At 73.1% G+C, this 19070-nt stretch carries 17 protein-coding genes; 8 read left to right on the top strand and 9 right to left on the bottom strand.

The annotated features are described in order from the left end of the window. The first annotated feature begins 8 nt into the window (after positions 1-8). The gene (locus N7925_RS06100; protein ID WP_274343275.1) at positions 9-674 is read left to right on the top strand and encodes a DUF1707 and FHA domain-containing protein; all 666 of its coding nucleotides are present in this window, start codon (positions 9-11) and stop codon (positions 672-674) included. Positions 675-685: 11 nt separating this feature from the next. Here the strand turns inward: N7925_RS06100 and lpdA are convergent, their stop codons facing one another. Beyond that, on the bottom strand, positions 686-2125 hold the full coding sequence (lpdA, locus tag N7925_RS06095) for a dihydrolipoyl dehydrogenase (protein WP_274343274.1): 1440 nt from the start codon (positions 2123-2125) through the stop codon (positions 686-688). A gap of 112 nt (positions 2126-2237) precedes the next feature. On the opposite strand from lpdA, the gene N7925_RS06090 reads away from it, so the two are divergent. Together N7925_RS06090 and N7925_RS06085 are read left to right on the top strand one after the other, a co-directional pair. Continuing rightward, a complete protein-coding gene (locus N7925_RS06090; protein WP_274343273.1) occupies positions 2238-3200 on the top strand; it encodes a LysR family transcriptional regulator in 963 nt (320 codons plus the stop codon). 46 nt (positions 3201-3246) lie between these two features. After that, on the top strand, positions 3247-4269 hold the full coding sequence (locus N7925_RS06085) for a cytochrome P450 (protein ID WP_274343272.1): 1023 nt from the start codon (positions 3247-3249) through the stop codon (positions 4267-4269). Positions 4270-4288: 19 nt separating this feature from the next. On the opposite strand, the gene treY is transcribed toward N7925_RS06085, so the two are convergent. Both treY and glgX read right to left on the bottom strand, forming a co-directional pair. Beyond that, on the bottom strand, positions 4289-6661 hold the full coding sequence (treY, locus tag N7925_RS06080) for a malto-oligosyltrehalose synthase (protein WP_274343271.1): 2373 nt from the start codon (positions 6659-6661) through the stop codon (positions 4289-4291). A gap of 79 nt (positions 6662-6740) precedes the next feature. Beyond that, positions 6741-8870 carry a glycogen debranching protein GlgX gene (glgX, locus tag N7925_RS06075; RefSeq protein WP_265598473.1) on the bottom strand — a complete coding sequence of 710 codons (2130 nt, stop codon included), beginning with the start codon at positions 8868-8870 and terminating at the stop codon, positions 6741-6743. 393 nt (positions 8871-9263) lie between these two features. Between glgX and N7925_RS06070 the strand changes: the two genes are divergently transcribed. Both N7925_RS06070 and N7925_RS06065 read left to right on the top strand, forming a co-directional pair. Then, positions 9264-10499, top strand: coding sequence for an SAV2148 family HEPN domain-containing protein (locus N7925_RS06070; RefSeq protein ID WP_032790987.1), 1236 nt, complete (start codon positions 9264-9266; stop codon positions 10497-10499). Between the two features lie 195 nt (positions 10500-10694). Beyond that, positions 10695-11405: a 3'-5' exonuclease gene (locus tag N7925_RS06065; RefSeq protein WP_265598472.1), complete on the top strand. Its 711-nt coding sequence runs from the start codon at positions 10695-10697 to the stop codon at positions 11403-11405. A 31-nt stretch (positions 11406-11436) separates the two neighbouring features. On the opposite strand, the gene N7925_RS06060 is transcribed toward N7925_RS06065, so the two are convergent. The 6 genes from N7925_RS06060 to N7925_RS06035 all read right to left on the bottom strand — a co-directional run bounded on the left by N7925_RS06060 (position 11437) and on the right by N7925_RS06035 (position 15725). Next, positions 11437-11790, bottom strand: coding sequence for a DUF4333 domain-containing protein (locus tag N7925_RS06060; RefSeq protein WP_265598471.1), 354 nt, complete (start codon positions 11788-11790; stop codon positions 11437-11439). A gap of 86 nt (positions 11791-11876) precedes the next feature. Continuing rightward, a complete protein-coding gene (locus N7925_RS06055; RefSeq protein ID WP_265598470.1) occupies positions 11877-12389 on the bottom strand; it encodes a hypothetical protein in 513 nt (170 codons plus the stop codon). A gap of 66 nt (positions 12390-12455) precedes the next feature. Beyond that, complete coding sequence (locus tag N7925_RS06050; RefSeq protein ID WP_265598469.1) at positions 12456-12953, bottom strand: hypothetical protein; 498 nt, start codon at positions 12951-12953, stop codon at positions 12456-12458. A 58-nt stretch (positions 12954-13011) separates the two neighbouring features. After that, positions 13012-14343: a hypothetical protein gene (locus tag N7925_RS06045; RefSeq protein WP_274343270.1), complete on the bottom strand. Its 1332-nt coding sequence runs from the start codon at positions 14341-14343 to the stop codon at positions 13012-13014. A gap of 11 nt (positions 14344-14354) precedes the next feature. Then, entirely contained in the window at positions 14355-14762 is a 408-nt protein-coding gene (locus N7925_RS06040) for a hypothetical protein (protein WP_265598467.1), read from the bottom strand. Positions 14763-14858: 96 nt separating this feature from the next. Further along, positions 14859-15725, bottom strand: coding sequence for a phosphotransferase enzyme family protein (locus N7925_RS06035; protein WP_265598466.1), 867 nt, complete (start codon positions 15723-15725; stop codon positions 14859-14861). A 142-nt stretch (positions 15726-15867) separates the two neighbouring features. Between N7925_RS06035 and N7925_RS06030 the strand changes: the two genes are divergently transcribed. From N7925_RS06030 to N7925_RS06020, 3 genes are read left to right on the top strand one after another with little or no spacing between them, the layout of a single operon-like run. Beyond that, a complete protein-coding gene (locus N7925_RS06030) occupies positions 15868-16881 on the top strand; it encodes a carbohydrate ABC transporter permease (protein WP_274343269.1) in 1014 nt (337 codons plus the stop codon). Beyond that, positions 16878-17762: a carbohydrate ABC transporter permease gene (locus tag N7925_RS06025; protein WP_274343268.1), complete on the top strand. Its 885-nt coding sequence runs from the start codon at positions 16878-16880 to the stop codon at positions 17760-17762. Before N7925_RS06030 ends, N7925_RS06025 begins: the two co-directional genes overlap by 4 nt. Next, positions 17762-19060, top strand: coding sequence for an ABC transporter substrate-binding protein (locus N7925_RS06020; protein ID WP_265598463.1), 1299 nt, complete (start codon positions 17762-17764; stop codon positions 19058-19060). Before N7925_RS06025 ends, N7925_RS06020 begins: the two co-directional genes overlap by 1 nt. Positions 19061-19070 lie beyond the last annotated feature (10 nt).

Below are 19070 nucleotides of genomic sequence, written 5' to 3'. Positions count from 1 at the left end.
TCGTCGACGTGACGTCCTCCTTCGAGTTCCCCACGGGTCCCGCGCGGCTCTCGGACGCCCAGCGCGACCGTGTCCTCGGCGTGCTCAGAGACGGCGCGGCACAGGGCAAGCTGTCGCACGACACCTTCATGCGGCGCATGGAGCTCGCCCTCGTCGCCCGGCGCCCGGAGGAGCTGGTGGCCCTCACCTCCGACCTGGAAGCCGGCAGCGGCTGGTCCCAGGGACTCGTCCGCGCGGTGGGCGGGATATCCGCCTTCCCCGGGCGGCTGCGCCGCGCCTGGCAGACCGAGCGGCTCCCCAAGCTGCTGCTCCCTGCCCCCGGCCCGTACCCGCTGCTCATCGGCCGCGACCCGGCCAACGGGCTGCGCCTCAACCATGAGACGGTCTCCCGGCTGCACGCCGAACTCTCCGCGCGGAACGGCCGTTGGGTGCTGCGCGACCTCGGCTCCACCAACGGCACCTGTGTCAACGGCCAGCGGCTCGTCGGCTCGATCCCGGTGCGGGACGGCGACCAGGTGAGCTTCGGCCGGATGAGCTTCCGCCTCACCGCGCCGACCCCCCGCCCGCCCGAGCTTCCGCCGCCCGCGCCCCGGGCGGCGGCCGACCTTCGGCCCGAACGCCCGTCCCACCCGCCCGAGCTTCCGCCGCACACCCCCGGCCTTCCGCCTGCCTGACCCCCCTCCGGTCAGTGCTGCTGGTGCAGCCCGCGCCCGGCCAGCGTCAGGAACGCCTCGCCGACCGCCTCCGAGAGCGTCGGATGCGGATGGATGTGGTGGGCGACATCGGCGGGCTCCGCGTCCCAGCCGACCACGAGCTGACTCTCCGCGATCAGCTCCGAGACGTGCGGGCCGACCAGATGCACGCCCAGCACCCGGCCCGCCCGCTCCGCCACCACCTTCACCATCCCGCCCCTGCCGTGCACCATGCCCTTGGCGACGGCGGTCAGCGGCAGGGTGTTCACCACCACGTCGTGCCCCGCGTCCCGGGCCTGCGCCTCGGTCAGCCCCACCGCGGCCGTCTGCGGCGAGGAGTACGTGACCCGGGGAACGGTGGCGTAGTCGACCGGGGAGGCACGCACCCCGGCCAGCGTCTCCGCGACCAACAGCGCCTCGGCGAACGAGGCGTGGGCCAGCCCCAGGGACGGCGGCGGCAGCAGGTCGCCCACCACGTGGATGCCCGGCACCGCCGTCTCCAGCCTCGACCAGTCGGCCGGCACGACATGGCCCCGCCCGTCCGTGGCCAGCCCCGCCGCCGCGAGCCCCAGCCCCTCCGTCACCGGCTCCCGGCCGACCGCGACCAGCAGCCGCTCGGCCGCCACTGTGACGCGCTCGCCCCGGGAGGTCCGCACGACGGCCCGCACCCCCGCCTCCAGCACCTCCCACTCCACCAACCGCGCCCCCGTCTCCACCCGGATGCCCCGCTTCCGCAACCCCCGTTGCAGATGCCGCGACACCTCCGCGTCCTCCAGCGGAACCAGCCGGTCCGCGGCCTCCACCAGGGTGACCTCGGCCCCCATCGACCGGTGGAACGAGGCGTACTCCACGCCGATCGCCCCGCCGCCGACCACCAGCACGGAGCCGGGCAACCCCGGCGCGAACAGCGCGTCGTCGCTCGTCACCACCCGCCGCCCGTCCGCCGCCGGACCCGGCAGCATCCGGGGCCGTGAACCGGTCGCCAGCACCACGCCCCGCCGCGCCACGACCTCCCCGTACCCGTCGATCCGGGCCGAGCGCGGGCCCGTCAGCTCGGCGCTGCCACGCACCACCTCGACCCCGGCCCGCGCGAGTTGCGCCTCGACCCCGCGGTGGTTGCGGGCCACGATGTCGTCCCGGGTCGCCACCAGGGCGGGCCAGTCCACCGCGTCGAGCGTCGCCTTCACCCCCCACCGCTCCCGGGCCTCGGCGATGCCGTCGACGAGCTCGGCGGCGTGCAGCATCGCCTTGCTCGGGATGCAGCCGCGGTGCAGACAGGTGCCGCCGACCGCGTCCCGCTCGGCGAGCACGACGCGCAGCCCCAGGGCCGCCGCGCGCAACGCCGTCGCATAACCGCCGGTCCCGCCGCCGATGACCAGTACGTCCGTGGTGCTCCCGCTCGTGTGGATCTTCTCCGCGTTCGTCAGCGTCATGGGTCCCACCCTCGCCCCGGCCCCCGCCATGCGTCCAAGGCAGAATGCGTGTGGAGTCGATGCACAACGTTCATGGGACGCGGTGCGTGAAGTCCTGCGGAAGGTGCGGTGGATGAGCCTGCGTCAGATGGAGTACTTCGTCGCGGTGGTCGAGGAGTCCTCCTTCACCCGTGCCGCCGAACGGCTCCACGTCACCCAGCCCGCCCTCTCCCACCAGATCAAGGCGCTGGAGAGAGCCGTCGGGGGCGAGCTGCTGGAACGGCTGCCGCGCGGCGTCCTGCTCACCCCGATGGGCCGGGCCTTCCTGCCGCACGCCGAACGCTCCGTCCGCAGCGCCGCCCAGGCCCGCCGCGCGGCCCGCGCCGCCGCCGGGGCGGAGGGCGGCGAACTGCACATCGCCACCGTGCACTCGGTGGCCGTCGGCATCCTCCCCGACGTCTTCGCCCACTGGCGGCGCGCCCATCCGGGCGTGCGCCTCGTCCTCCACGAGTACGCGAGCACCGACGCCCTGGAGGACGAGGTGGAGCGCGGCATCGCCGACCTGGCCGTCGGACCGCTGCCGGCGCGCTGGACCGGCCCCGTCGTCCCGGTGGGGGAGGAGGAGATCGTCCTCGTCGTCCCGTTCGACGACCCGTTGGCCGGGCGTTCCCCGGTCGCCCTCCACGAGCTGGCCGACCGGTTCTGGGTGCGGTGCGCCATGGAGCCGCTCATCGACGGCCGCCCCTTCCTGGAAGGGGTCTGCGAGGCGGCGGGCTTCGCGCCCCGTACGGCGGTGTGGACCGAGCACACCTCCACAGCCGTCCGGATGGCGGCGGCAGGCGTCGGCGTGTCCACGGCCGCCGCCCACCTCGTCCGGAGCGCGATCGGTGAGGACTGCGCGGTGCTCGGCGTCGACCCGCCCTGGCTGCGACCCATGGGCGTCTTCTCCCGGGTGGCGCTGACCGGGGCGGCGGCGGCCTTCACGGAACTGCTCGGCTCTCTGCCCACCGCCGGGATCCGTCCCCTTCGCCCCGCCACCCTCTCACCCGAACGGCCGTACGCCGACTGCGGTGCGCCCCCGGCGGTGGTCCGCTGAGAGGGCGCGCGCCGACAGCCGGCGCACCGACTCCAGGGGGCGCGGGATGCCGGCCGACCGCCCCGACGCCCTGCCCGCCGCCCGCCGCCCGCACCGGATCGCGGGCGGACAGCCGGGCCTGCTGGCGCCCGGGGCCACCATGGACCCGTACCGGCTGCGCCTCTACCGCCTGCTGCGCACCGACTACCCCCTCGGCTACGACCCGGGCCTCGGCACCTGGCTGCTGAGCCGGTACGCGGATGTGGCCCTGGCCCTCACCGACCCCCGGTTCACCGGCTACCCGCACGACGGGGCCCCGCGCGGCCGGGCCCCCGTCCCGCTCGGCCTCTGCCGGGGCACCCTGGTCTGCGTCCCGTCGGCCGTGCCCTACCGCACCGCCGAACCCGTCGTCGAGCGGACCGCGTACGTCCTGGCCCGCCGGATCGCCGGGCGCGACCGGGCGGACCTGGTCGCCGACTTCTGCCGCTGGCTGCCCGCCGGCGCCGCCGCCGCGGCGGCCGGGCTCTCCTACCCGGACCTGAGCACCCTGCCCCGGGGCGCCCTCCACCGGCGGGCGGGCGGCGGAGCCGGTGACTGCGCCGGACCCACCGCGCTCCGCGAGCACGCCCTCGCCTCGTTCCTCGCCAACATGCTCGACGACCCCGACCTGTCGGCCGCCGCGACGGCCGGCGAAGGGGCCGCCACGCTGCTCGCGCGCGCCTGGGCGGAGACGCTGCGCCGCGACCCGCCGGTCCAGATCGTGCTGCGCCGCACCCGTACCGAGGTGGCCGTCAGCGGCGGCACGCTCCCCGCCGACGCGCCCGTCGCCTGCCTCATCGGCGCGGCGGGCCGCGACCCGGCCCGGTTCGGCGCGCCCGACCGCTTCGACCCGCTGCGCGCCGACGCCGACCCGCTCCTCATCGGCCCGGCCGGCTGCCCCGCGGCGCTCCTCGGCGGCCTGGAGGCCGAACACGGTCTGCGCGCCCTGCTGACGGCGATGCCCGGCATCCGCTGGGCCGACGGCTTCCGCCCGGCGGCGGGCGGCCTGCTCACCCGCGGCCCGCGCACCCTCCTCGTACGCCCGTCCTGACGGTCACGGCCCCGGCTTTTCAGCCCCGCACCCGCCGCAGCAGCGCCACCGGCCGCTCGGCGAACAGCTCGGCCGCCGCCACCGCGCCGCCCGCGAACTCCCGCCCGGGCGAGGCCGACAGCAGGTCCCGCCAGGGCCCCCCGCCCGGCAGTTCCAGCACCGTGTCCCGCCAGCCCCCGTCCTCCGCCAGCCGCAGGGACAGCCGGGTCACCGCCGTGACCACCTCGCCGGACCGGCAGAAGGACACCAGGTGCGGGGCGGCCGGGCCCCGGGCCGTCAGCGGCGCGTACGTCCCCGGCTCCCCGAACACCTCCGGCAGCTCCCGCCGCAGCCCCAGCGCGGCCGCCGTCAGCGCCTGCTTCTCGCCCCCGGCCTCCGGCCGCCGGAACGGCCGCCGGTTGTCCGGGTCGACCAGGGCCAGGTACTCGCTCTCCGTGCCCTGGTAGAGATCCGGCACCCCCGGCATCGTCAGCTGCACCAGCGCCGCCCCCAGCACCTGGGCCCGCACATGCGGGGCGAGCGCGTCGGCGAACTCCGCGACCCGGGCCCGGGCCGCGCCCGCCCCGCTGCCCGGACCGGCGGCGACGAAGTCCGTCACCGCCCGCTCGTACACCGGATCCGGCTCCGTCCAACTGGTGAACAGGCCCGCCTCCCGCACCGCCTTCAGCAGCGCCGGCTCCAGCCGCTCGGTCAGCTCCTCGGCCGGCAGCTCCGCACATCCGTACGCCGACTGCCAGGCAGCCCACGCCAGTTGTGGATCCGGGGCCGCCACGGTGGCCGCCGCCGACAGCTCCGCCACCAGCGCCGCCCACCGCTCCGGGCACTGGGACAGCACCGCGATCCGGGCCCGTACGTCCGCGCTGCGCTTGGTGTCGTGCGTGGTCAGGACCGTGCCGGTGGCGGGCCAGTCGCGCGCGATCCGCGTGGCGAAGGCGTGGAACTCCTCCGGCGACACCGCGGGCCGCCCCGGGTCCCCGCCCACCTCGGTGGCCGAGACCAGCGGGACGTACCGGTAGAACGCCGTGTCCTCCACCGACTTGGCGTGCAGCGCGGACGCGGTCTGCGCGAACCGGGCACAGAACGCCGCCTGCTCCTCCCCGTCGCCGAGCCTCCCGAGCGCCAGATCCCGCACGACGTCGACGGCCGTCGCCTCCTCCGGCACGGAGAACACCGCCTTCGCGTCCCGTACCGCCTCGTCGGTCAGCGTCTCCTCGGCGATCCGTGACGGCGGTTCGCCCGCCGTGACGTACGGGCGGTAGACCGGGATCCGCACCAGCAGCTCCCGGACCGCCGTCTCCAGCGCCCAGGGCGCGTGGTCGCGCAGCGCGGGGTCCCGTCCGCAGACCCCGGCCGCGAGCCGGGTCAGCCACGCGGTCTCGGCGGCCAGCTCGTGCGTCGCCACCCGGTGCGCGGCCCGGCGCACCGTCGCCGCCCAGTCGCCGCCCCGGTCACCGGGCGGGCCCGCGAACCCCCGGTAGCGGCCGAGCAGCTCCGCCGCGCCGGACGGGTCGGTGAACAGCCCGTCGATTCGGTGCAGCGCGTCGTACCCGGTGGTGCCCGCGACCGCCCAGTCCGCCGGGAGCCGCTCGTCGCCGGTGAGGATCTTCTCCACCACCGTCCAGCGGCCGCCGGTGGCCTCGTTCAGCCGCTCCAGATAGGCGGCGGGCGCGGCGAGGCCGTCGGGATGGTCGACGCGCAGTCCGTCCAGCACCCCGTCGCGGAGCAGTTCGAGGACCTTGGCGTGGGTGGCGTCGAAGACCTCCGGGTGTTCGACGCGGACCGCGATCAGCTCCGATACGGTGAAGAACCGCCGGTAGTTCAGCTCGGTACGGGCCAGGCGCCACCAGCCGAGCCGGTAGTGCTGGGCGTCCAGCAGCTCCGGCAGGGGAAGGCCCGCCGTCCCCGCGCGCAACGGGAACTCCAGCTCGCCGTAGCGCAGCACCTCCCCGTCCACCGAGAGGCGCTCCAGCTCTCCGCCGAGCGGCCCGGCGAGCACCGGCAGCAGCACCCGGTCCCCGCCGGCCGCCCAGTCGATGTCGAACCAGCGGGCGGACGGGGAGGACGGGCCCTCGCGCAGCACGTCCCACAGCCGCCGGTTGTGCCGGGGCGAGGCCGCCATGTGGTTGGGCACGATGTCCAGGACCAGGCCGAGCCCGTGCTCCCGGGCGGCCGAGGCGAGCGAGCGCAGCCCCTCCTCGCCGCCCAGCTCCGCCCGGACCCGGCTGTGGTCGACCACGTCGTAGCCGTGCGGGGAGCCGGGGACCGCCTCCAGGACGGGCGACAGGTGGAGGTGCGAGACACCGAGCGCGGCGAGGTACGGCACGGCCTTCTCGGCGGCGGCGAACGGGAAGTCGGGCTGGAGCTGAAGCCGGTACGTGGCGGTGGGCGTCATGGACTCCTACGTACCCCGCCCGGGGCGATCCGTGTCACCCCGGGCGGAACACTCACTCCCGCTCCCGGCCCGTCCGGCCTCAGGCGCACCGCTTCAGCACCCTCAGGCTGCGCCCGATCAGCGTGACCCGTTCGTCCTCGGCGACCTTCGGTCCCGCCCCCGGCTCCACCCCCTCCGGCCGCGCGGTGTCGACGACGACCTGCCACTGCTCCCCGTGGCCGACCGGGACGGCGAACTCCAGCGTCTCGGCGCTCGCGTTGAACATCAGCAGGAACGAGTCGTCACGGATCCGTTCGCCGCGCGGCCCCGGCTCCGAGATCGCGTGCCCGTTCAGGAACACGGTCATCGCCTTGGCATGGGCCGCCTGCCAGTCCCGCTGTGTCATCTCCTCGCCCTCGGGGGTGAACCAGGCGATGTCGGAGAGCTCGTCGTGGGTGCCCTCCACCGGCCGTCCGTGGAAGAAGCGGCGCCGCCGGAAGACGGGGTGGTCGCGGCGGAGCCACACCATGGCCCGGGTGAACTCCAGCAGCGTCGAGGCGGGGGCGTCGGCCTTCTCGTCCGGATCGGGCCAGTGCACCCAGGCCAGCTCGTTGTCCTGGCAGTAGGCGTTGTTGTTGCCGTTCTGCGTACGGGCGAACTCGTCGCCGTGGCTCAGCATCGGCACACCCTGCGAGAGCATCAGTGTGGCGATGAAGTTCCGCATCTGGCGGGCCCGCAGCTCCAGGACCTCCGGATCGTCGCTCTCGCCCTCCGCGCCGCAGTTCCAGGACCGGTTGTGGCTCTCGCCGTCCCGGTTGTCCTCCCCGTTGGCCTCGTTGCGCTTGTCGTTGTACGAGACGAGGTCGTGCAGGGTGAAGCCGTCGTGGCAGGTGGTGAAGTTGATCGAGGCGAGCGGGCGGCGGCCGTCGTCCTGGTAGAGGTCGGAGGAGCCGGTGAGCCGCCCGGCGAACTCCGCCAGGGTGCGCGGCTCGCCCCGCCACAGATCGCGGACCGTGTCGCGGTACTTGCCGTTCCACTCGGTCCACAACGGCGGGAAGTTGCCCACCTGGTAGCCGCCCTCGCCGACGTCCCACGGCTCGGCGATCAGCTTCACCTGGCTGACCACGGGGTCCTGCTGCACCAGGTCGAAGAACGAGGAGAGCCGGTCCACCTCGTGGAACTGCCGGGCGAGTGTCGCCGCGAGGTCGAAGCGGAACCCGTCCACGTGCATCTCGGTCACCCAGTACCGCAGCGAGTCCATGATCATCTGGAGGACGTGCGGGGACCGCATGAGCAGCGAGTTCCCGGTGCCCGTGGTGTCCATGTAGTACCGCTGGTCGTCGGTGAGCCGGTAGTAGGAGGCGTTGTCGAGGCCGCGGAAGGAGAGCGTCGGGCCGAGGTGGTTGCCCTCGGCGGTGTGGTTGTAGACGACATCGAGGATGACCTCGATCCCCGCCTGGTGGAGCGCCTTCACCGCCTGCTTGAACTCCAACACCTGTTCGCCGCGGTCGCCCCAGGAGGCGTACGTGTTGTGCGGGGCGAAGAAGCCGATGGTGTTGTAACCCCAGTAGTTGGCCAGCCCCATGTCCGACAGCCGGTGGTCCTGTACGAACTGGTGAACGGGCATCAGCTCGATGGCGGTGACGCCCAGTTCGGTCAGATGGGCGATCACCTCCGGGTGCGCGAGCCCCGCGTACGTGCCGCGCAGCTCGGGCGGGAGCCCCGGGTGCAGCATCGTCAGGCCCTTCACATGGGCCTCGTAGATCACCGTCCGGTGGTAGTCCGTCCGGGGGCGGCGGTCGTCGCCCCAGTCGAAGTACGGGTTGACCACCACCGAGCTCATGGTGTGCGGGGCCGAGTCGAGGTCGTTGCGGGCGTCCGGCCTGCCGAACGGGTAGCCGTACACCTCCTCGCCCCACTGGATCTTCCCGGCCACCGCACGGGCGTACGGGTCCAGCAGCAGCTTCGCGGAGTTGCACCGCTGCCCGTGCTGGGGCTCGTAGGGGCCGTGCACCCGGAAGCCGTACCGCTGACCCGGCATCACCCCGGGCAGATAGGCGTGGCGCACGAAGGCGTCGGTCTCGCGGAGCTCCACCGCCGTCTCCGAACCGTCGTCGTGCAACAGGCACAGTTCGATCCGGTGGGCGGCCTCGGAGAAGACCGCGAAGTTGGTGCCGGCGCCGTCGTACGTGGCGCCGAGGGGGTAAGCGTGTCCCGGCCAGACCTGCATGATGAAGACTCTTCCCCTTCTGATCCGGGTGCGGTGGCTTCCTCGGCCCGATGCTTCCCGAATACTCCCCGAAAACACGGTGCTCACCTAGGACGTCGCCCGGTGCGGCCGGGTCCCGTCGCCGGACCCCGGCCGCACCGGTCAACTTCGGACACTCCCGTGCCGCCCCGGACGCGCTTCCGGACCCCCTCACCCGGTGGGCGTCCGGTTCCCGCCCCGGGGCAGGGGCCCGAATCACTATGAATCCGCTCACTCCCCCCGATCTCACCGCAAGGAACAAGCCTTGCGGGTAGGGGAGTTGAGAAAGTCGCCTGCGCATCGGGCTGCGTCGGATCGTGGTCCCGGAGTACCCTTCCTTGATCGTTGGGTGGGGGAGTGGAAGGCGGTACGCGGGTGAGCTCGGGAGGGTTCGAGCTGCCCCCAGGTGACGCAGGTCACGAGGGGGAATCGACCGATGCCCCGCCCGGGGCGGTGTCCCTCGCGCAGCCCATGGAGATCGGCGCCGAGCTGGACTGGGGCTCGGAGGCATGGAACGAGGTACGCACCCGGGCCCAGCGGGCCGGACGCGCCTATATCTGGCTGAATCTGGTCGAACAACGTCTGCGGGCCGTCGTCGCCGCGGTGCTCCGGCCGATCTACGAGCCGGTGCACGGCGAGGAGTGGGTCGTGGCCGCGGCCGGACCGGCCGGGCAGGAGTGGGTGCAGCGCGCCGTCGCCGTACGCGAGGTCTCGCGCCGCAAGGGCTATCTGCTGGACCCGGCCGACGACAACGTCCTCAGCTTCCTGACGCTGCCGCAGCTGCGTGAGCTGATGGTCCAGCACTGGCCCTGCTTCGAGCCGTACTTCGACGACCGGCGCGACGTCGAGCTGGCCCTGGACGAGCTGGAGGTCGCGCGCAACGTCGTCTCCCGCAACCGCGCGCTGAACGAGGCGGTCCTCGCCCAGGCGGAGCGCGCCTCCGCCCGGCTCCTGGACATCCTCGGCAGCGGGGCGGGGGTGCCCTCCGCGGACCGGTTGCCGGTCGACGCGGTGGAGGAGCTGGTCGGCGACCGGTACGCGGACGTGGTCTCCGTCCACCCCGACCGGGTCCGGCTCCAGCGCCAGCTGCCCGCCGAGGACCTCTTCGGCGGGGCACGGCGGCTCGACGCCATCGGCATAGGGCTCAACCTGCTCGTGCAGAACTTCTCCGGCCGCCGGCTCGTCCGGCTCGCCGAGTCGGGCTGCCGGGTCCGACTGCTGTTCATCAACCCGGCCAGCAGCGCGGTGCGCCGCCGGGAGCGGGAACTCGGCCTCAAGAAGGGCGAGCTGAGCCGTTCGGTGGAGATGAACATCCTCCACATGCGCCGGGTGCGCTCCAAGCTCCGCGACCCGGGCGCGTTCGAGATCCAGGTCTTCGACGAGACCCCGCGCTTCACCGCCTACCTGGTGGACGGCGACGGCCCGGACGCCGTGGGCGTCGTCCAGCCCTATCTGCGGCGGGCCCGGGGCATGGAGGCGCCCGTCCTGGTGCTGCGCGGCGGGGGCAGGCGCACGGTGGTGCGGGCGGGGCAGGACAGCGAGCACGGCCTGTTCGAGACCTACCGCGAGGAGTTCGAATCGGTCTGGACGGACTCCAGGCCCGTCTCCTGAGCCGGCGGGCCGCCCGCGTTCCCGCTCGGTCTCCCGACGGCCCGCCCGGCTCTCCCGACGGCCTGCCCGGTTCTTCTCACCGGCCCGCCCGGTCTTCTGACGGGCCGTGCGCCGCGGACCTCCCCGGGGCGCTGTCAGTGGCCCGTGCGAAGGTGGTCAGCACATGGGGGAGCGCACCACGAAGGAGGTATCGGGATGAGCTGGCACCGGGGAACACTGGTCGGCTTCGACCTGGAGACGACGGGGACCGACGTCGAGAACGACCGCATCGTCACCGCCGCACTGGTCCGGCTGGACGCGGACGGGACGGTCGCCGAGCAGCGGACCTGGCTGCTCGACCCGGGGGTGGCGATACCCGAACAGGCCTCCGCGATCCACGGCATCGGCACCGACCACGCCCGCAAGCACGGGTCGCGGGCCGCCCCGGCGGTCGAGGAGATCGCCCACGCGGTCGCCGAGGTGCTGCGCTCGGGCGTCCCGCTGGTGGTGATGAACGCCCGCTACGACCTCTCGCTGCTGGACCGCGAGTGCCGCAGGCACGGGCTGCCGTCGGTCGACGAGCGGGTCGGCGGCGCGCCCTCGCCCGTCATCGACCCGCTGGTGATCGACAAGCACGTCGACAAGTACCGCAAGGGCAAGCGGGCCCTCCAAGCGCTCTGCGACCACTACGGGGTCACGCTCGACGGAGCCCACGAGGCGAGCGCCGACGCGGTGGCCGCCGTACGCGTGGTGCGCCGGATGGGAGAGCGGCACCGCCCCGTCGGCACCCTGCCGCCCGCCGAACTGCACGCCCTTCAGATCCGGGCGGCCGCCGAGCAGTCGGCCTCGCTCCAGGCCTACCTCCGCCGCTCGGACCCGGCGGCCGTGGTCGAGGCGTCCTGGCCGGTGATCCCGCGCAGCCGCTGAGCCGGGGCGGGCGGGACGGAAGCCCCCCGCGTCAGTTCGCGGCGGGGGAGGCCTTGTCGTCCGCCTCGATGTCGAAGTTGATCTGATCGCCGTCGACCGAGGTGACGGTGGCCGTCACCCCCAGGGTGCTGCCGTCGCCCGCCGTGAGGGTGCAGCGGGTCTCGGTGCCGACCTTCCCGGCGAGGTCCTCGGGGCATGTGACGTCCGGTTCCGGCTGGCCCGTCGTCTCGGCGAGCTTCTTCGCGACCGTGGCGGACAGCTTGTCCTTGGACAGCTTCGACTCGGAACCCCCCACACTCGCCGAGGCCGAGCAGCCGACGAGCAGCGCTCCGGCGGCCAGGGCCGAGAGGCTCCACGTCACTGCGGTCGAGCGGGCTATGGGCATGGGAAGGCTCCGTTTCGCATGGTGCGGGACAGTCGGCGGAAGCATACGCGGCACCGTGCCGCCGGCAGGCCGCCGGAGGGCGCCGATCAGAGCTTGCCGAAGATTACTCCGCGCCAGGTCCAGCCCGACTTGAGGGCGGTGTCCCGCAGGGGATCCGTCAGCTGCGCGCTGTCGAAGCTGAACGATTCGGTCGCCTCCAGACGGCCGCTCTCCCCCCGCTGCAAGGTGTAGCGGCGCGAGACAGTCCTGCCCCCGCCGCGCCCGTACTCCGCCGAGGTCTGAAGCCGCGGAGGATTGCCGACGCGGGTGACTTCCCAACTCTCCTCGACGGCACGCACCTCGGGGACGTCCTCGGCCAGCCGCATCCGGATCCGGATGGCGTGCGTCAGCTGGGACCCGATGAAGAAGGTCTGCCAGGCGGGCTCGTCGATCCGCCACTCCGCCACGAGATCGGCGCCGTGCGCCGCGCCGTCGCCGATGACGTAGGGGACGTTCGGCCGGTTGAGACCGAGCAGAGCCGCCCGCAACTCCTCGGCCGGACAGGGCGCCAGCCCGACCTCGGGGTGCTTGGTTCCGGTCAGCTTGTCGAAGAATCCCATGAGGTCAATCTATGAGTGGTCGGAACAGCGGTGCAAGAAAGGGCCGGTCGCCCCGGTCGGCACTCCCTAGGACGTCGCACCGGTGTCCGGGCGGACCGTGCGCACGAAGTCCCGGAAGTCCTCGACGACGTCGCCGTGCTGGGCCGCGGTCACCGTCAGGATCAGCCGGATCACCGCCCGCTTGCTCGGATCGTCGACGTCCAGCATGGACAGATAGACCTGCGACTGGATGAGGTCGCGGAGCGCGCCCCCGGCGACCGCCGAGATCGCCAGGGTCTGGGTGAGGCCGGGAGCGTCCTCGGAACCGACCTCCCGGCGTTCGGCGACGTCGACCGAGGCGGCGGACCCACGCAGGTTGGCCACCGATTCGTCGGCGATCTCGGGGAGCGTCGCCGGGTCCGGGCGGAACGTGCCGTCGACCGTGATGTTCGCGGTGAACCCCGCATCCGGGTGCGGGTGCAGGGCGACGAACGCCGCGCCCGGCGCGCCCACCCCGTCCGGCGGCGTGGCGCGCCAGCCGTCCGGCAGTTCGAACGCGATCGGTACGGGCAGGGTGGTGGTCATCCCGGTCTCTCCTTACGGTAACGGTGTGCTCACGGCAGCGGGTCCGCGTCGATGTACGTCAGAGCAGACTGCCGATCCCGTCTCCTACCCAGTTCGCCGCATCGCCCACGGCCCCGGCCGCATCGCCCACCGTATCGACGACCTTCCCAGGGTCGACGGTGAACTCGAAGCCCACGGCGCCGCCGAGACCGGGGGAAAGGCCCACCTTCGGGCCGAAGTGCCATACGCCGTTGGCGTCCTTGCTGGCGTTCAGACTCGCCTCGGCGCCAGGACCGGCCCAGCCCTCGACCGTGACACCCGCGCCGAGTCCACCGATGTCCGCGCCCGCGCCCGCGCTGGCCTTGGCCCCGGCGAAGGCCTCGGCGCTCAGGTTCACGCCGTCCAGACCCACTTGCGCGTTGACCCCGGCCTCCGCGCCCGCCATTGCCTCAGTCCTGGCATACACGCCGACGGGGCCGGCGTCGGCGGTGCCACTGGCCGAAGCCTCGCCGCCCGCGAAGCCCTTGGCCTCGCCCTGGGCGCCCTCCTGGGTGACGCCTGCGGCCGCCGAGGCCTTGGCGCCCGCATAGGCTTCGGCTTCTCCGGCCAGCTTCATCGGCCCATTGGTGAGCGTGCCCTCCGCCTTGGCGCGGCCGAGGTCGGCGTGCGCCTCGGCCTCGGCCAGCTTGCCCTTCCCGATGTTCGGACCGCTGGCGTCCGTCCCGACACCTGGCCCAGAGGCCTCGGACTCGCCCTCGGCGACCCACCCGTCCTTCTCGCCCGGCTTGGGGCCCGGCTTGCCGGCCTTCGCCAGATCGCCCTCGGCCCGTGTGTTGAACCCGCCGATGCCGATGCCGTCCATCGAGACGTCGTTCGTTGCACGGGACAGCGCCCGCTTGACGCTCTGGTCGGCGTCGTCGACTGCCTTGACCGCTTTGGCTATCTGGTCGGTCCAGCCCTGCGCCTTCTCCCGGGCGTCGGCCAGCAGGCGGGTGTGGTCGGGGTCGTGCTGGAAGGCGTACTTCTCCTGCGCGGAGAGGTTGTCGTACCCGACGTAGGTCGCCTTGCCGGTGCCGTCGACCTCGTAGTCCTTCTTCTCGGCGTCCGCGACCAGCTCCTTGACCGCCTTCTGCAGGCGGGTCAGCTCGGTCTGCGCGTCCGTGAGAAGACTGGAGATGGCCAGCGCCTCGGCCTTCGCCGCACCGAACTCGAAGGCGGTGGCCGCGGCGCTGTTCTGCTGGGCGCCGAAGGCCTCGCCCTGCCAGTTCCCGTTGGTCAGCACGGCCTGCACGTTCTGCGCGTAGTCGGTTTTCAGCTCACCGAAGCGCTCGCCCATCTTCTTCCACGCCCCGGCCACGTCCGCGAAGGAGGAAAGATCGGCCGTCACGACGTCTTCATAGCTCAGCGTCATGGTGGCGCCCGTCACATTCCGTCGAAGCTGCTGGGCGGCCGTATGGAGTTCATCTGGGCGCCGGTGGCGAGGTCCTGGTTGTGGAAGATGGTCTTCGCGCCTTCCAGCCCGTTCAGCTCCTGCTGCAACCGCCCCATCAGCCGGTTGACCTGTGCCTGCCAGTTGCCGAGTGCATCGGAGACGCCCTGGTCCGAGGCCCAGGCGGAGAGCCCTTTCAGCCCGGTGTCCTGCTTGATCAGGGGGCTGGGAGGAGCCGCCGACGGGGCGAGGAAGGGAATCCGCACCGACCCGCCGCCGGCCGCCATGCCGCCGGCCGACCGGGCGCCCGGCATCAGGTTCTCTCTCATGTACTTCGCCGCGCGATTCTTGTCGCTCGCCGAGCTTGCGAGGTTCTGCTCGCTGCCTTCTCCGGTGCCCATGGGCAACCCCCGTTGCAATCGCACCTGTTCGGCCTGACGGCCACGACGCATAGTACGGAAGGATCACTGGGCGCCGGACCGTGCCTCCCGGGCCGCTCAGAAGGGGCGCCAGCGCACCTCGGGATCCCCCTCGCGCAGCGATGCCACCCGGCGGCGGAATTCGGTGAGCGCCTTCGGGTTGGCCGGGGCGTGCTGGGAGACCCACGCACAGCTGGCCGTCTCCCGGGCGCCGCGCAGCACCGCGCACCCCTCCCACTCCCGGACGTCCCAGCCGTACGCGGAGGTGAAGGCGTCGTACGCCGCCGGGTCGAGGCCGTAGCGGTCGCGGGAGAGGGCGAGGACGACCAGGTCGTGTTCGCGCAGATCGGCCGAGAACGTCTCCAGGTCGACCAGGACCGGGCCGTCGGGCCCGACGTGGACGTTGCGCGGGAGCGCGTCGCCGTGGATCGGCCCCGGCGGCAGATGCGGGACGAGCGCGGCGGCCGCGGCCGCGAAGCCGTCGCGGCGCTCGCGGAGGTAGTCCGCGTCCGCCGGGTCGATCGCGTCTCCCGCCAGGCTCAGCCAGCGCTCCACGCCGCCCAGCAGCTCGCGGCGCGGCAGGGTGAAGTCGGCCGGGGCGGGCAGCGCGTGCACCAGGGAGAGCAGCGGGGCGAGGTCACGCGGCTCGGCGGGGCGCACGGGGTCGGGAAGCCGGTGCCACAGCGTCACGGGGTGGCCCTCGACCAGGCGGGGCCCGCGCTCGGCCGCGCGGACGGCCGGGACGCCGGACGCGGCGAGCCAGTCGGCGATGGCCACCTCCCGCTCCGCCCGCTCGCGCAGCTCGGGGTGGCCGGTGGCGTCCCGGCCGACCTTGATCACCAGGTCGCCGGCGGCGAAGACCGCGTTCTCGCCCAGCGCGAGCAGCTCCGCCGCGCCGGGGAAGCCGGCTGCCGTCAGCACCTCGCGCGCTCGCATCTCGTCCATGGGTGCGATTTTGCATCCCCGCAGGCCACCTTGACGAACCGATGACCCGTCAGCACGATGACGGAGGTCTCCCGGGCAGTGGGAACGGGATGAAGTCCGTCGCAGGTGCATCAGGGAGATACGGGGCAAAGGGGTCTACTTCGTGACATCGGTGACCGCGACGAAGCGGCCCGGACCGGACGACCCGCACAGCGGGCGCAACGGACCGGACGGGCAGGGCGGGCGGGGCGGACGTGCGGGGGGCTCCGGCCGTCCGGGGCGGTCGGGCCGTCCGGAACGCAAGGCGTTCGGGGACCGGGCCGCCTGGTTCCTGGTGCTGCCCGCGCTCATCCCGATCCTGATTCTCAGCGTCGGGCCGCTCCTCTACGGCATCGCTCTCGCCTTCACCGACGCCCAGTCCGGCCGCACCCGCTCCACCCAGTGGATCGGCACCCTGAACTTCCAGGACCTGCTGCACGACACCCTGTTCTGGGACTCCTTCCGGATCGGCCTGCTCTGGGCCGTCGGCGTCACCGTCCCGCAGTTCCTCCTGGCGCTCGGCCTCGCCCTGCTGCTCAACCAGAACCTGCGGATGCGCTGGCTGGCCCGGGCGCTGGCGATCATCCCCTGGGCGATGCCCGAGGTCGTCGTCGGCATCATGTGGCGGCTCGTCTACAACCCGGACGCCGGCATCCTCAACGAGACCATCCGCGACCTCGGACTGGGTGACGGCCGGGACTGGCTCACCGGCCTCGCCACCGCGCTGCCCGCCGTGATCCTCGTCGGCATCTGGGCGGGCATGCCCCAGACCACCGTGGCCCTGCTCGCCGGCCTCCAGAACACCCCGCGCGAACTCCACGAGGCGGCCGCCCTGGACGGAGCGGGCGCGTGGCGCCGTTTCCGTACCGTCACCTGGCCCGCACTGAAACCGATCGCGCTCGCGATCTCTGCGCTCAACCTGATCTGGAACTTCAACTCCTTCGCCCTGGTCTACGTCCTGACCAGCGGCGGACCCGGCGGCCGGACCCGGCTGCCGATGCTCTTCGCCTACGAGGAGGCCTTCCGGTACGGGCAGTTCGGGTACGCCGCGGCGATGGGCTTCGTGATGGTCGCGGTGATCTCCGTGCTCCTCGCCCTCTACCTCGTAGGCCGGCTCAGGGGAGGCGAGGACCGATGAGGCGACGACCGGCGGGGCCGGCACCGGCAGGGCGGGAGTCGACCGGGCTGCGCACCGGCAGGCCCGCGCGGGCCGCTCAGTACCTGGCGCTCCTGGCGTACCTGGTCTTCCTCGCGTTCCCGTTCGTGTGGCTGGTCTCGACCGCCTTCAAGCCCGCCCGCGAACTGGGCTCGCTGCACCCCACCTGGATTCCCGAGCAGCCCACCCTGGACAACTTCCGGCAGGCCTTCGACGAGCAGCCGCTGCTCCAGGCCGCGGCCAACTCCCTGATCGTCGCCCTCGGCGCGGCCGTGATCGCCGTCGTGATCGCCACCCCGATGGCCTATGTGATGGCCCGCCACCGGGGCCGGCTCGCCACCGCCGCCACCGGCTGGGTGGTGGTCAGCCAGGCGTTCCCGTTCGTCCTGGTGATCATCCCGCTCTTCCTGATCCTGAAGAACCTGCATCTGATCAACACCCTGTGGGGGCTGGTCCTGGTCTACGTCGTCTGGTCGCTGCCCTTCGCGCTGTGGATGCTCGCCGGATACGTACGGGCCGTGCCGACCGAGCTGGAGGAGGCCGCCGCCGTCGACGGGGCGGGCCGGGTGCGGACGCTCATCTCGGTCGTGGCCCCGCTCCTCGCCCCCGGGATCGTCGCCACCGGGCTGTTCGCCTTCATCACCGCATGGAACGAGTTCTTCTTCGCGCTCGTCCTGCTCAAGACCCCGGAGAAGCAGACCTTGCCGGTCGTCCTCACCCACTTCCTCGGCGCGGAGGGCGTGGCCGACCTCGGCCCGCTCGCCGCGGCCGCCTTCCTCGCCACGCTCCCCTCCCTCGTCCTCTTCGCCTTCATCCAGCGGCGGATCACCGGCGGGATGACGGCCGGGGCGGTGAAGAGCTGATGCGCGCCCCGGCCCGGCGGGCGGCGTCCGCCGTCGCCGTACTGGCCCTGCTGCTCACCGGCTGCTCGGCCGGCGGCGACGACGGGCGGGATGCGGACGGCACGATCCGGCTCCGGTTCCAGTCGCTGGCCTGGCAGAAGGAGTCCGTCGACGCCAACAAACACCTGGTGAAGGAGTGGAACGCGGCCCACCCCGACGTCCAGGTCGACTACGTCCAGGGCAGCTGGGACAGCGTCCACGACCAGCTGCTCACCTCCTTCGAGGGCGGCGAGGCCCCCGACGTCATCCATGACGCCTCCGACGACCTGGCCGACTTCGCGTACGGGGGCTACCTCGCCGACCTGCGCCCCCTCCTCCCCGACCGGCTCAAGGCCGACATCCCCGAACAGTCCTGGCGCACCACCACGTTCGGCAAGGGCATCCACGGGGTGCCCTTCCTCCAGGAGCCCCGGGTCCTGATCGCCAACACGGAGCTGCTGAAGGCGTCGGGTGCCCGGATTCCGACCCCGGAGCACCCCTGGAGCTGGGAGGAGTTCCGCCAGGTCACCGACGAGCTGACGGGCAAGGGGCGGTACGGGGTCGCCTGGCCGCTGAAGGAGCCGGTCTCCGTCACCCTCAACCTGGGACTCTCCGGCGGCGGACAGCTCTTCCACCGCGACGACGACGGCAAGGCGGTTCTGCGCTTCGAGCAGGGCGACGGTGTGGTGACCGGCACCATCCGCGACCAGGTCAACACCGACGGCAGCGCCGCCCGCGGCGCGCTGGGCATGGGCGGGTCGGACGCGCTCCCCGGGTTCTTCGGCGGCAAGTACGCGATGCTCCCGCTCGGCTTCTCCTACCGTCAGCAGATCATCCAGCAGGCCCCGAAGGGGTTCGACTGGACGGTCCTGCCGATGCCCGCGGGCGCGGGCGGCGCGGTCCAGGGCGTGAGCCCGCAGACGCTGTCGGTCGCCGAGGAGAGCCCGCACAAGAAGGAGGCAGTCGCGTTCATCGACTTCCTGCTGCGCCCCCCGAACATGGTGCGCCTCGCCCGGGGCGACTGGATGCTGCCCACCGGTACGGAGGCCCTGGCCGACCCGTCGCTGCGCGGGAGCGAGCACGGCTGGGCCGTCGGCACCGCGCTCGCGCAGGGTCTGCGCCCGGCGCCCGCCCAGTCGGTGCGCGGCTACCCCGAGTGGAAGGACAAGGTGGCGACCCCCGCCCTCCAGGAGTACTACAGCGGCGCGATCGACACCGACGAGCTGCGGAAACGGCTGGTGGACGACGGAAACCGGGTGCTGGCCCGCTACCAGCGCTGATCCCGGCCAG

Origin of the sequence: Streptomyces sp. CA-278952 (assembly GCF_028747205.1) — a bacterium.
Lineage (GTDB): Bacteria > Actinomycetota > Actinomycetes > Streptomycetales > Streptomycetaceae > Streptomyces.
This window is presented reverse-complemented; position numbering and strand designations above follow the sequence as displayed.

Bases quoted from the DNA above. Each gene is read 5' to 3' on its own strand.
- N7925_RS06050 (WP_265598469.1), bottom strand. From the start codon at position 12,953: ATGACCACCACCCTGCCCGTACCGATCGCGTTCGAACTGCCGGACGGC.
- treY (WP_274343271.1), bottom strand. From the start codon at position 6,661: ATGACGCCCACCGCCACGTACCGGCTTCAGCTCCAGCCCGACTTCCCG.
- N7925_RS06025 (WP_274343268.1), top strand. From the start codon at position 16,878: ATGAGGCGACGACCGGCGGGGCCGGCACCGGCAGGGCGGGAGTCGACC.
- N7925_RS06055 (WP_265598470.1), bottom strand. From the start codon at position 12,389: ATGGGATTCTTCGACAAGCTGACCGGAACCAAGCACCCCGAGGTCGGG.
- N7925_RS06060 (WP_265598471.1), bottom strand. From the start codon at position 11,790: ATGCCCATAGCCCGCTCGACCGCAGTGACGTGGAGCCTCTCGGCCCTG.
- glgX (WP_265598473.1), bottom strand. From the start codon at position 8,870: ATGCAGGTCTGGCCGGGACACGCTTACCCCCTCGGCGCCACGTACGAC.
- N7925_RS06085 (WP_274343272.1), top strand. From the start codon at position 3,247: ATGCCGGCCGACCGCCCCGACGCCCTGCCCGCCGCCCGCCGCCCGCAC.
- N7925_RS06035 (WP_265598466.1), bottom strand. From the start codon at position 15,725: ATGGACGAGATGCGAGCGCGCGAGGTGCTGACGGCAGCCGGCTTCCCC.
- lpdA (WP_274343274.1), bottom strand. From the start codon at position 2,125: ATGACGCTGACGAACGCGGAGAAGATCCACACGAGCGGGAGCACCACG.
- N7925_RS06020 (WP_265598463.1), top strand. From the start codon at position 17,762: ATGCGCGCCCCGGCCCGGCGGGCGGCGTCCGCCGTCGCCGTACTGGCC.
- N7925_RS06090 (WP_274343273.1), top strand. From the start codon at position 2,238: ATGAGCCTGCGTCAGATGGAGTACTTCGTCGCGGTGGTCGAGGAGTCC.
- N7925_RS06065 (WP_265598472.1), top strand. From the start codon at position 10,695: ATGAGCTGGCACCGGGGAACACTGGTCGGCTTCGACCTGGAGACGACG.
- N7925_RS06040 (WP_265598467.1), bottom strand. From the start codon at position 14,762: ATGGGCACCGGAGAAGGCAGCGAGCAGAACCTCGCAAGCTCGGCGAGC.
- N7925_RS06045 (WP_274343270.1), bottom strand. From the start codon at position 14,343: ATGACGCTGAGCTATGAAGACGTCGTGACGGCCGATCTTTCCTCCTTC.